Source organism: Agrobacterium sp. YIC 4121 (genome assembly GCF_002008205.1).
GTDB lineage: Bacteria > Pseudomonadota > Alphaproteobacteria > Rhizobiales > Rhizobiaceae > Agrobacterium > Agrobacterium leguminum.
The window spans coordinates 362,822-375,144 of sequence record NZ_MRDI01000004.1; the positions used below are offsets into that span (position 1 = coordinate 362,822).

Below are 12,323 nucleotides of genomic sequence, written 5' to 3' on the forward strand. Positions count from 1 at the left end.
TCTGCCCTGCCGGGCATCTCCCCCTCAAGGGGGGAGATCGAAAAGCGGATGGCTCCCCGTTCCCTCTCCACCGGCAACGACGCCAGTTGTGAATGGAAGTTTGTGCCGCGAGTGATCTCCCTCCTTGAGGGGGAGATGTCCGGCAGGACAGAGGGGGGTAATGCCACCGCCATCGCAATTCACTCCGCCGCAATCATCAGGGTTTCGAGCGCTATCGAAAGCCTCCCATCCAGATTACGCACTGGAATGGTCCGCACCTCGCCCTCATCCGCCCCCAGCGCCTTGCCAGTTTCCAGCGAAATGACCCAATTATGCAAAGGACATGTCACCGAAGCGCCATGCACGATGCCCTGGCTCAGCGGCCCGCCCTTGTGCGGGCAGTGGTCCTCGATGGCGAAGACCTGATTTTCCGCCGTGCGGAACACGGCGATCTTGCCCATCGGCGTTTTGACGCAACGCGCGCCGCGCAGGGGAATGTCGGAGATATCGCCAATATCGATCCAGTTGCTGTCCATCGTTCTCACTCCGCCGCCTGATTGAAACCGATCGCCGCCATGGGCCTGAACTCGTGCTTGTCGTGGCCGGATACGCGTTCCGACCAGGGATCGACCTGCGCGAATTTTTGGCTGAAGACGAAGCGATCGAAATAGGCCTTGCGCTTTTCCGCATCGTCCATGATCTGGCGGCGGATTTCGTCGTAACCGATGCGCTTGGCCCATTTGTAGATGCGCTCGAGATAGCGCGCCTGTTCGCGATACATCTGCGTCAGCGCCACGATATGTTCCAGCGCCTCATCCTCGGTTTTGACGAGACCCAGAACTTCCGTGCCCTTGATATCGAGACCGGCGGCACCGGCGAAATGGATCTCGAAACCGGAATCGACGCAGATGACGCCGATATCCTTGCAGGTGGCCTCCGCGCAGTTGCGCGGACAGCCGGAAACGGCAAGCTTCAGCTTGGCGGGCGTCCACGAACCCCACATGAATTTTTCGATGCGGATGCCAAGTCCGGTGGAATCCTGCGTGCCGAAGCGGCACCATTGCTGGCCGACGCAGGTTTTGACCGTGCGCAAACCTTTGGCGTAGGCCTGGCCGGAAATGAAGCCGGCCTTGCCGAGATCGGCCCAGACCGCCGGCAAATCCTCTTTCTCGATGCCGAGAAGATCGATGCGCTGGCCGCCCGTCACCTTCACCATCGGGATTTCGAACTTGTCGACCACATCCGCAATCGCCCTCAGTTCGGAGGAAGAGGTGACGCCGCCCCACATGCGGGGCACGACGGAATAGGTGCCGTCCTTCTGGATATTGGCGTGGACGCGCTCATTGATGAAACGCGACTGGTAATCGTCGGCATATTCATCCGGCCAGTCGCAGACGAGGTAATAATTAAGCGCCGGTCGGCATTTGGCGCAGCCGCAGGAGGTCTTCCATTCCAGCTCCTGCATCACGGCCGGGATGGTCTTCAGCCCCTTGGCCTTGATGAGACGGCGCACATCGTCATGGCCGAGATCGGTGCATTTGCACATGGGCTGCACGGCAGCGGGATTGTAGCTGTCGCCGAGCGTTATCGTCATGAGCTGCTCGACGAGGCCGGTGCAATTGCCGCAGGAGGCGGACGCCTTGGTGTGGGCGCGCACATCGTCCAGCGATGTCAGCCCCTTGGAGGTGATGGCCGATGTGATCTTGCCCTTGCAGACGCCGTTGCAGCCGCAGATTTCCGCATCATCCGGCAAGGCTGCAACGGCCGCCATAGGGTCCAGCGGCGACCCTCCCTGATAGGCCTGGCCGAAAATCAGGGTTTCGCGCATGGCGGAAATATCGGTCGATTTCTTCATCAGATCGAAGAACCACGAGCCGTCCGCCGTCTCGCCGTAAAGCACCGCGCCGATGATGCGGTTTTCCTTGAGAATCAGGCGCTTATAGACACCGGCGGTGGCATCGCGCAGCACGATTTCCTCGCGGTCGTCGCCTTCTGCAAAATCACCGGCGGAAAACAGGTTGATGCCGGTGACCTTCAGCTTGGTATTGGTGACAGAGCCGTGATATTCGGCCGAGCCGCCACACAGCCGGTCCGCCAGCACCCGTGCCGATTCATAAAGCGGCGCAACGAGGCCATAACACATGCCACGATGCTCGGCGCATTCGCCAAGCGCATAGATCGAAGCGTCGGACGTCATCATGCCGTCATCCACCACAATGCCGCGATTGACGGCTATACCCGCCTCCTTGGCGAGACCCGAGGCAGGACGGATGCCGACCGCCATCACCACCATGTCGCCCTTGATGACCCGGCCGTCTTCCAGCTCGATGCCTTCGACCTTCTCCTCACCAAGAATGCATTTGGTATTGGCCTTGGTGATGATGTCGATGCCGCGCTCATTGAGCGCCTTTTCGAGAAGATAGGCCGCTGCCGGATCGAGCTGGCGCTCCATGATCGTCGGCATCAGGTGGATGACGGTGACATCCATGCCCTGACGCTTGAGGCCATAAGCGGCTTCGAGTCCGAGAAGACCAGCGCCGATGACGATGGCGCGGCCCTTGCCCTCGGCGATTTCCAGCATCTTCGTCACATCGTCGAGATCGCGGTAGGCGAGCACGCCCGGTAATTGATGGCCGGGGACGGGAATGATGAAGGGCAACGAACCGGTGGCGATCACCAGCTTGTCGTAGGAAACCGTGATGCCGTTTTCGCTGGACACGGTCTTCCTGTCGCGGTCGATGCCGGTGACCTTCGCGCCCTTATGCAGCGTGACATTGTTAGCCGCATACCATTCGTCATTGTGGATGACGATGTCTTCATAGCTCTTTTCGCCAGAAAGCACCGGCGAGAGCATGATGCGGTCGTAATTGACGCGCGGCTCGGCGTTGAAAATGGTGACGTCGTAGAGGCCGGGAGCGGTTTCGAACAGGTTTTCCAGCATGCGTCCCGGCGCCATGCCATTGCCGATGATGACGAGTTTTTGCGTCATGGGCGTTACTCCGCAGCTTCGACGAAGCGGTGACGTTCGTAAAGGAACTTCAGCACGGCCTCGCGGCATTTGAGGTAGGTTTTGTCGGATGCGAGCTCGATGCGGTTGCGCGGGCGTGCCAGCGGCACCTCCAGCACTTCGCCGATGTGGGCTGCCGGACCGTTGGTCATCATTACGATACGGTCGGAAAGCAGCACCGCCTCGTCGACATCATGAGTGATCATGACCATGGTGTTGCCAAGCCGGGCGTGGATTTCCATCACCGCGTCCTGGAGATGGGCGCGGGTCAGCGCGTCCAGCGCACCGAAAGGCTCGTCGAGCAGCAGGATCTTGGGCTCCATGGCGAGCGCGCGGGCAATTCCGACGCGCTGTTTCATGCCGCCGGAAATTTCAGAGGGTTTCTTATCTCTGGCATGGGCCATCTGCACGAGATCGAGATTGCGCATGACCCAGTCATGCCGCTCGGCCCGGGTCTTGGTGTTGCGGAAGACCTTTTCCACGGCAAGATTGACGTTTTCATAAACCGAAAGCCATGGCAGCAGGCTGTGGTTCTGGAACACGACGGCGCGTTCCGGGCCGGGCTCGTTGACCTCGCGGTTTTCGAGCAGAACGGCGCCGGCAGACACTTTCGTCAGTCCGGCGATGAGATTGAGCATGGTGGATTTGCCGCAACCGGAATGGCCGATGACGGAGACGAATTCGCCTTTTTCGATGGTGAGATTGATGCCTTTCAGCACCTCGGCGCGCGAACCGCCCTTGTCGAAATATTTGTCGATGTGATCGAGCTTCAGATAAGCGTTCATGATCGTCGCCCTCTTAATTTGCCGCAGCGCCGCGGGTGATGACCTTGCCAAGCGCCGCCACCAGCTTGTCGAGCACGAAGCCGACGACGCCGATGTAGACGAGCGCCACGATGATGTCGGGCAGGCGCGAGGAATTCCACGCATCCCAGATGAAGAAACCGATGCCGACGCCGCCGGTCAGCATTTCCGCCGCGACGATTGCGAGCCACGAAAGGCCGACACCGATACGCAGGCCGGTGAAGATGTAGGGTGCCGCCGAAGGCAGCATGATCTTGAAGAAGAATTCCAGCTGGTTGAGTCGCAGTACCTGCGCCACGTTGCGGTAGTCCTGCGGAATATTGCGCACGCCGACTGCGGTATTGATGATGACCGGCCAGATGGAGGTGATGAAGATCACGAAAATGGCCGAAGGATTGCTGTCCTGAAAGGCGGCCAGCGAAAGCGGCAGCCAGGCAAGCGGCGGCACGGTGCGCAGCACCTGGAAGATCGGATCGAGACCGCGCATGGCCCAGACCGACTGACCGACGACAGCGCCGAGAATGATACCGGCAATAGCGGCGAGGCCGAAACCGTAAGCCACACGCTCCAGCGAGACCAGCACGCGCCAGCCAAGGCCGATATCCTGCGAACCATTATGGAAGAACGGCGATACGATGAGATCGTAGCTCTCCTCGAAAACCTGGCTCGGGGGCGGCAGCGATGAGCCGGGGGCGGAACAGAGCAATTGCCAGACGCCCAGCAGAATGGCGAGGACGATGAACGGCGGTACAATGTTGCGGGCAGCGGCCGCACCCCATTTGCGCAGATCGATCCGCGGCGACTGTTTCGGCGCAAGCGACACGACGTTTGCCTTCTGCGCTACCGGCTGCTGCGGCTCTTCGTTGAATTTTCGGGCCAATGCGGACATGGGCGTTTCCTCTTGATTTCGGTTGCGGTCTGGGGCTCGCCCCTCATCCGGTCTTCAGTCGCGCCGGTTGGGCAGCGCATCTGGCGGATGAGGGGCGATACCCCGGGTCTCCTCCTCAGGAGGCCGCCTTGATGGACAGGCTTTCGAGATAGGCCGACGGATTTTCCGGGTCGAAGACCTTGCCGTCGAAGAAGGTTTCCTTGCCGCGCGAGGTGGAGGCGGGAAGATCGGCAACGCCGAGATCCTTGGCCGCCGCGCGCCAGATATCTTCACGGTTCACCTTCTCCACCAGCGCTTTCACATCCGTATCGGGTGCGAATTTGCCCCAGCGGATGTTTTCCGCGATGAACCAGCTGTCGTGGCTGCGGAAGGGATAGGAGGCATGGTCCTGCCAGAACTTCATCTGCAGGCCGGTATTTTCGAGCACGCGGCCGTTGCCGTAATTGATATTGCCCTTCAGGCGGCCAAGCACATCCTTCGGCGGCACGTTGAACCATTGGCGTTTGCCGAGGATGGTGGACATTTCCTCCTTGTTCGCCATCTCGTCGCACCATTGCTGCGCTTCCATCACCGCCATCAGCAGCGCCTTGGTGGCATTGGGGTTCTTTTCCACCCAGTCGGCGCGCATGCCGAGCGCCTTTTCCGGATGGCCCTTCCAGAGTTCGCCGGTGGTACAGGCGGTGAAACCGATGCCCTGATTGACGAGCTGTTCGTTCCAGGGTTCGCCCACACAGAAGACGTCCATATTGCCCACCTTCATATTGGCGACCATCTGCGGCGGCGGAACAACGATGGTCGAGACGTCCTTGTCCGGATCGATGCCGCCGGCGGCCAGCCAGTAGCGGATCCAGAGATCATGCGTGCCGCCGGGGAAGGTCATGGCGGCCTTGATTTCCTTGCCCTCGGCCTTCTTTTTCTCGAAAGCCGCCTTCAGCTTGGAGGCATCCAGCTGAACGCCGGTTTCGGCATATTCCTTGGCAACGGAAATGCCCTGGCTGTCGAGGTTGAGGCGGGCGAGGATGGCCATCGGCACCGGCACATTGTTCTGGGTCACCTTGCCGGTATGCATGAGATAGGGCATGGGCGTCAGAATATGCGCACCGTCGATGCCGTTCGATGCGCCGCCGAGCACGAGATTGTCGCGCGTCGCGCCCCAGGAGGCCTGTTTCAGAACCTCGACATCCGGCATGCCGTGTTTGGCGAACAGGCCCTTTTCCGCCGCAATGATGAGCGGGGCGGCATCGGTGAGCGCGATGAAGCCGATTTTCGCGCCTTTCACCTCGGGCTCAGCGGTGGCTGCGAAAGCACCGCACGGAAAGGCCACGCGCACGGCGCTGACAAGGGCGGCGGTGGCTGTCGTCTTCAGTATCGTGCGGCGGCTGACATCGCCGGAGAATATCTTTTTCATTCGCATGTTCCCCTTATTGGCCCACCTCTGCGGGTGACGCTTTCGCTTGCGAAAAAACCTGAAAATAAAAAAACGCCGCTCGGTGTTTGCGCCTGCGGAACGGGAGGTGTTCCGGGCAGCAAAACCTTGCGACGTCTGTGTCTTCTGAAAGCGCCTATGCCGCGCCTTGCTTTGCCCCGATCGCCGTTGACCGGTGCAAAAAACAAGAAGCAAGAGGCGTGCCAGTTTATAAAGACCAGATTATATTATTGAAAATAAAAGAGTATTTTTAAAAATCTATCTACTGATTAAATTTTAACCAGCGCATTTTGTGTCTTCCATTTGTGCAAAGAGCAGAATCCTGCGCTTGAAATTTGCGCAGCCCGCAAGGCATGACGCCGCTTACGTCTCGCCTGAAGTCGGAGAAAACGGTGCGGCGGTGCGCACGGAAAAGGCGTTCACGTAGCCTGCAATGTCGGCGGGATCGAATACGAGGCCATCAACGAAACGGTCCTGCTCTTCCTGCCCCTCGATGCGGATATCGGCATCGTCAGGTGCATTGGCGTCGCCCAGCGCCGCCCGATAAATATCCGGCCGGTAGGCAGACAGGGCGGCCTCCACACCGGCCGGTGAAAACTCGGCCTGCCCCCAGCGGATCATCTGGCTGTAGATCCACAATGCCTGGCTCTGGCGCGGATAATTGGCGTGACCACCGTGGAAGATGAAATAATTGTCGATCACCCGGCGGTTGCCCTGGCTATCGATACTGAATTCACCGGCAAGCACACGGCGAATGATACCTTCCGGTGCGCCGATATAACGGGGATCGGCAAGGGCAGCGCTGAGATCATCGTGATTTTCGGCTAGGTCGCACCAGCGCGCGGCGGCATCGAGCGCCTTCAGCAACCGTCCGACCGTTTCCTGCTGGTTTTCCGCCCATTCGGGTCGCATGCCGATGACTTTTTCCGGTGCGGAAGGCCACAAATCCTGCTTGGCCGCAACGATCCGGCCGACACCGCGCTCGGCGGCGACGATGTTCCACGGCGCTCCGACGCAGAAACCGTCAATGGCCCCTGCGGCAAGCGCATCCGAGGTCAATGGCGGCGGCACGACCACAAGCTTGACATCGTGATCGGGGTGAATGCCGCCGGCGGCAAGCCAGTAGCGGAACTCGTAATTGTGCGATGAAAACGGATAGGTCATGCCGAGCGTCGGAGTCGGTTCGCCGCGGGCGCGCATATCATCGAGCACCCGCTTCAACGCCTCGGCATTTTCGAGCGCTCCGGCCGTTTCGGAAAGCCCGGTCAAAGCCTTCATCCGTGCAAACAGCCGGGTCGAAAGCGTGATCGCATTGCCGCCGCGCCCGAGTGAAAAGGGCGTGATCGTCGGCGACGGATTTGAGCCAAGCCCGAGCATGGAGGCGACGGGCATCGGCGACAGCATGTGGGCGATATCGAATTGCCGAAACGCCAGCCGGTCGCGCACATTCGCCCAGGAAACATCCTTGACGAGATCGAGCGAAAGGCCTTCGCGTTCCGCGAAACCGAATTCGGCCGCAGCAATCAGGACGGATGCGTCGACAAGCGGAATAAAGCCGGCGCGCAGGATTTTCTGCCGGTCGCTGCCGACGATTGCCGGTGCTTGCGTTACGCCGCTGTCTGATCCGGCCGTTTTTTCCGGTGCCGCCATATCATTCACTCCACACTGTCCGACCGGCGGTTCGTCACATCAACAGACCGGCCGCGGTGACCACGCTTTGCGCGATCTCGGAAATCTTCTTCTTCTCGTTCATCGCCGTTTGCCGCAAAAGCGCAAAGGCCTCCTCTTCGGAAAGGCCGCGCATCTTCATCAAAATGCCCTTGGCACGCTCGATGACCTTACGTTCCTCAAGCGCCGATTTCGCTTCGGCAAGTTCCCGCTGCAAACGGCTGAAGGCATTGAAGCGGCTGACCGCCATATCGAGAATGGGTTTGACCCGCTCCTTCTTCAGCCCGTCCACCACATAGGCGGAAACGCCCGCCTCGACGGCCGCCTCGATGGACGCGGTATCGGAGCGATCGACAAACATGGCGATCGGCCGGCCGACCGTGCGGGTAAGCTGGAACAAATGCTCCATCATGTCACGATTGGGATTTTCAAGATCGATGAAGATGACATCGGGCTGCAGCGTCTCGATGGTGCGCGCCACCCCGTTCACCTCATGGATGACCGTGACGCGATGATAGCCGGCCTCGCGCAGCCCCTCCTCGATGATGGAGGCGCGGATCGCGTTTTCGTCGATAACGAGAATGGTCAGGTCGCGAAGCGTCATGTCAGCATTGATGACGCAGCGCAGCAAACTTGGCAATCGGTTGCGGATGCAAAAAATGGCGGGAGCGGCAAGGGTCGTTTCCTACCCTGCCGCCCGTCATGTCAGGAAGCGTGTTCGACGGCGCGTTCAAGCGCCTTCAGAACCGTCCGCTCGGACAGATTGAGATAGATTTCCATCTCGTCGCCGGCCTCTTGCGCCTTGCCCTCTTCCATCAGCGACAGGATCTTGCTGTTCATGTCCACGAAGGGGGAATGAAGCTGTTCGGGATCTTTCAGCAAGCCGAAACAAAGCCTGAGTTCAGCGGCGATACGCTCGTAAAAATCGCTGAGGCGAGCGCTGTCGAGAAGATCGACGACGGCGGCGTGAAATTTCATGTTGGCGCTGCCCACACCCAGCCAGTCTGCATCTTCACGCTTGACCTTGGCGTCCTCGACCGCTGCCCGCATCGTCTTGATTGCGGGATGCTTGTGCCAGGCCTGGCGAAGTGCGCCGCATTCCACCATGCGTCGCACCCGGTAAATATCGATGACCGAGGATATGGTGGGAACGGCGACGAACACGCCGCGATTTGCCTCGTGGCGCAGAAGCCCGTCCTTGGTCAGCAGCCGGAAAGCTTCGCGCAGCGAATTGCGCGAGACGTCGAAACGTTCACTGAAGGCTGCCTCTGATAGGCGCTGTCCCGGCATCAACTCGCCGGAGATCAGCAGGGTGCGAATACCCTTGGCCAATCGATCCGCAAGCGGCAGACCCTCTATCGTTTCGGTCATGGCGCTCCTTTCCTTAAGAGCAATGCAGCATCGGGAATTCCGTGACAGGCATGTTCGGACACGGCATGATTGCCCATAGCACAAAGCATTAGCAAAGCACGAAAAAAACGTGATTAAATCCTGCTCATTACGTCCAACAAATGGACAAAATGAAAGAACGATAACTTTATATTGTTGAACAAAGTTGACAATTTCGCAGAACAGGACAAGATCGTCCGCATAAAGCATCCGCGAGGGGCGGATTGCGACAGGAGCGGAGAAAATCCATGGAGCAGAAAAAGCTCACCCCGACTGCCGATATGAAAATGTCAAAACGCGCATCCCTGATGGGGGCGATCTTCCTGATGGCGACATCCGCCATCGGTCCCGGCTTCATCACGCAGACGGCGACATTCACGACCCAGCTCGGTGCCGCCTTCGCCTTCGGCATCCTCGCCTCCATCCTCATCGACTTCGTCGTCCAGCTCAACATCTGGCGTATCGTTACACTGACGCGCATGCGCGCATCCGACATCGCCAATGCCGCCATTCCCGGTTCCGGTTATCTTCTGGCCATTCTCGTCATTATCGGCGGCCTGTTCTTCAACATCGGTAATATTGGCGGCACCGGCCTTGGCCTGAACGCCATTTTCGGGCTGGACCCGAAAATCGGCGGCGCCATCAGCGCGGTCTTTTCCATTGCCATCTTCGTTTCCAAACGCGCAGGCCTTGCCGTCGACCGGTTCATCATCTTCGCCGGCATCCTGATGATCGTGCTGACGCTTTATGTGGCCTTCGTTTCCGCACCGCCGGTGAGTGACGCCTTCCGCCAGACCTTCCTGCCGGATACGATCAATTTCGCAACCATCACCACCATCGTCGGCGGCACCGTCGGCGGCTACATCACCTATTCCGGCGCACACCGGCTGCTGGACCGGGGCATGGTCGGCATCGAAAACCTGCCTGCCGTCAACCGCGCGGCGCTGACCGGCATCGCCGTCACCGGCGTCATGCGCTATGTGCTGTTCCTCGCCATTCTCGGCGTCGTCGCCAGCGGCGTCATCATCGATACGTCGGGCCAGGCCGCCAATCCGGCCGCACAGGCCTTCCGTTCGGCCGCGGGCGATCTCGGCTTCCGGCTCTTCGGCATCATCTTCTGGGCAGCGGCCATCACCAGCGTCATCGGCGCGGCCTATACCTCGGTTTCATTCCTGCCCGTCTTCAAGCAGGACATGACCGAACGTGCCCGCAACATGGCGACGGTCGTTTTCATCGCCGTCTCGCTTGTCTGCTACCTGCTGATCACCACGCCGCCCGCCGCCATGCTGGTCTTCGTCGGCGGCCTGAACGGCCTCATCCTGCCCATCGGCCTCAGCATCTTCCTGTTCGCCGCATGGAAACGCGAAGACCTGATGGGCGGCTATCGTTACCCACGCATCCTGCTTGTGCTTGGCGTCCTGACCTGCGCATTGACATGGTACATGGGCTACAAGTCCGCCGGCACCATCTTCGGCCTGCTCGGCCTGTAATAAACTAGTGTTTTACGCATTTTCCGGACGCAAAACCGCTACGCACTTTTGCTGGAAATGCTCTGAAGGGAGGCAAACATGGCCGCTATCGATCTCAACAGCGATCTTGGCGAAAGTTACGGCGCATGGCGCATGGGAGACGACGAAGCGATGCTCGCTATCGTTTCAAGCGCCAACATCGCCTGCGGATTTCATGCCGGCGATCCGGCCGGTATCTACCGCACCGTCAAGGCCGCCGCCGAAAAAGGCGTGGTCGTTGGGGCCCATGTCTCCTATCCGGACCGCGTCGGCTTCGGCCGCCGCGATCTGGACGCGACCTCGGAAGAACTGATCGCCGATGTCATCTACCAGATCGGCGCACTGAAAGGCGTCGCCGCCGCTGCCGGCACAACGGTGCGTTACGTCAAGCCGCATGGCGCGCTTTACAACCGCATCGCCAACGATGCGAAACAGGGGCAGGCCGTCATTGACGGCATCAAGGCCGTCGATCCTTCGCTGGTGCTGATGGGTCTTGCGAACGCGCCCATCCTCGATCTTGCCCGCAAGGCAGGTCTTGCCGTCGTCGCAGAAGCTTTCGCGGATCGCGCCTATACGCCTCAGGGCCAACTCGTCTCCCGCCGCGAAGCCGGTGCCGTGCTGCATGACGCGGCCAAAATCGCCGACCGCATGGTGCAGCTTGCCCGCGAAGGCACGCTGGAGGCCATCGATGGCAGCATCATAAAAATCGAAGCGCAATCCATCTGCGTGCACGGAGACAGCCCCGGTGCCGTCGCCATCGCCCAGGAAATCCGTCGCCGTTTCGAGGCTGATGGTATCGACATCCGCTCTTTCGCATCCAATCGTTGAAAGGATAGCCGATGACGATACCGACATCCTATCTCAACCACACCGACGCGGACGCCGCACGAAAGGCCCGTGCGACCTATCGCGACGGCCTCGTCGCCCCAACTTCCGGCATTGCGCCCGGCTTCACGCAGGCGAACATGATTGTGCTGCCGCGCGACTGGGCCTTCGATTTCCTGCTTTACGCGCAGCGCAATCCCAAACCCTGCCCGGTGCTGGATGTCTCCGATCCCGGTTCGCCGACAACACTGCTCGCGCCCGGCGCAGATCTGAGAACCGACCTGCCGCTCTACCGCATCTGGCGGGACGGCAAGCTCGTCGAGGAAACAGCGGATGCAACCGCCGCCTGGGCGGAGCGTGACGATCTCGTCGCCTTCCTGATCGGCTGCAGCTTCACCTTCGAAACGCCGATGGTGGAAGCGGGCATCGAAATCCGCCATATGACCGACAAGAGCAATGTGCCGATGTATCTCACCAACCGGCCCTGCCGCCCGGCCGGTCGGCTGAAGGGCAATATGGTCGTTTCCATGCGGCCGATCCCGGCCTCGCGGGTCGCCGATGCTGCGACCATTTCGGGACGTTTTCCGGCCGTACACGGGTCGCCCGTGCATGTCGGCGCACCGGAAGAGATCGGCATTACCGATCTTTCGAAACCTGATTTCGGCGATGCGGTGCGAATCGAGCCGGGCGAAGTTCCGGTGTTCTGGGCCTGCGGCGTCACACCCCAGGCCGCCGTGATGGCGTCGGGCGTGCCCTTTGCGATCACCCATGCGCCGGGGCACATGTTCATCACCGACATTCCCGATTCAGCCTATCACGCGTGAGGACA

General features: G+C 60.1%; 11 protein-coding genes. 3 read left to right on the plus strand and 8 right to left on the minus strand.

Translation table 11 applies throughout. The annotated features are described in order from the left end of the window. Positions 1-179: 179 nt before the first annotated feature. The 8 genes from nirD to BTE54_RS09025 form a co-directional block, all read right to left on the minus strand. Complete coding sequence (gene nirD, locus BTE54_RS08990; protein ID WP_003519747.1) at positions 180-515, minus strand: nitrite reductase small subunit NirD; 336 nt, start codon at positions 513-515, stop codon at positions 180-182. A 5-nt stretch (positions 516-520) separates the two neighbouring features. Next, positions 521-2,968: a nitrite reductase large subunit NirB gene (gene nirB, locus BTE54_RS08995; RefSeq protein WP_078052188.1), complete on the minus strand. Its 2,448-nt coding sequence runs from the start codon at positions 2,966-2,968 to the stop codon at positions 521-523. Between the two features lie 5 nt (positions 2,969-2,973). Further along, complete coding sequence (locus BTE54_RS09000; protein WP_078052189.1) at positions 2,974-3,771, minus strand: ABC transporter ATP-binding protein; 798 nt, start codon at positions 3,769-3,771, stop codon at positions 2,974-2,976. 13 nt (positions 3,772-3,784) lie between these two features. Continuing rightward, positions 3,785-4,678, minus strand: coding sequence for a nitrate ABC transporter permease (gene ntrB / locus BTE54_RS09005; RefSeq protein WP_078052190.1), 894 nt, complete (start codon positions 4,676-4,678; stop codon positions 3,785-3,787). Positions 4,679-4,793: 115 nt separating this feature from the next. Continuing rightward, on the minus strand, positions 4,794-6,086 hold the full coding sequence (locus tag BTE54_RS09010) for a CmpA/NrtA family ABC transporter substrate-binding protein (protein WP_078052191.1): 1,293 nt from the start codon (positions 6,084-6,086) through the stop codon (positions 4,794-4,796). Between the two features lie 381 nt (positions 6,087-6,467). Beyond that, positions 6,468-7,754 carry a CmpA/NrtA family ABC transporter substrate-binding protein gene (locus tag BTE54_RS09015; RefSeq protein ID WP_078052192.1) on the minus strand — a complete coding sequence of 429 codons (1,287 nt, stop codon included), beginning with the start codon at positions 7,752-7,754 and terminating at the stop codon, positions 6,468-6,470. A 34-nt stretch (positions 7,755-7,788) separates the two neighbouring features. Further along, positions 7,789-8,376: an ANTAR domain-containing response regulator gene (locus BTE54_RS09020; protein WP_003519752.1), complete on the minus strand. Its 588-nt coding sequence runs from the start codon at positions 8,374-8,376 to the stop codon at positions 7,789-7,791. Between the two features lie 101 nt (positions 8,377-8,477). Next, the gene (locus BTE54_RS09025) at positions 8,478-9,143 is read right to left on the minus strand and encodes a GntR family transcriptional regulator (protein ID WP_078052193.1); all 666 of its coding nucleotides are present in this window, start codon (positions 9,141-9,143) and stop codon (positions 8,478-8,480) included. Between the two features lie 266 nt (positions 9,144-9,409). Between BTE54_RS09025 and BTE54_RS09030 the strand changes: the two genes are divergently transcribed. The 3 genes from BTE54_RS09030 to BTE54_RS09040 all read left to right on the plus strand — a co-directional run bounded on the left by BTE54_RS09030 (position 9,410) and on the right by BTE54_RS09040 (position 12,318). Beyond that, positions 9,410-10,651 (plus strand): NRAMP family divalent metal transporter, encoded by a 1,242-nt coding sequence (locus tag BTE54_RS09030; RefSeq protein ID WP_078052194.1) that lies wholly within the window; start codon positions 9,410-9,412, stop codon positions 10,649-10,651. A 78-nt stretch (positions 10,652-10,729) separates the two neighbouring features. Then, complete coding sequence (locus tag BTE54_RS09035; protein WP_078052195.1) at positions 10,730-11,497, plus strand: 5-oxoprolinase subunit PxpA; 768 nt, start codon at positions 10,730-10,732, stop codon at positions 11,495-11,497. An 11-nt stretch (positions 11,498-11,508) separates the two neighbouring features. Further along, the gene (locus BTE54_RS09040) at positions 11,509-12,318 is read left to right on the plus strand and encodes a putative hydro-lyase (RefSeq protein ID WP_078052196.1); all 810 of its coding nucleotides are present in this window, start codon (positions 11,509-11,511) and stop codon (positions 12,316-12,318) included. Positions 12,319-12,323: the final 5 nt, after the last annotated feature.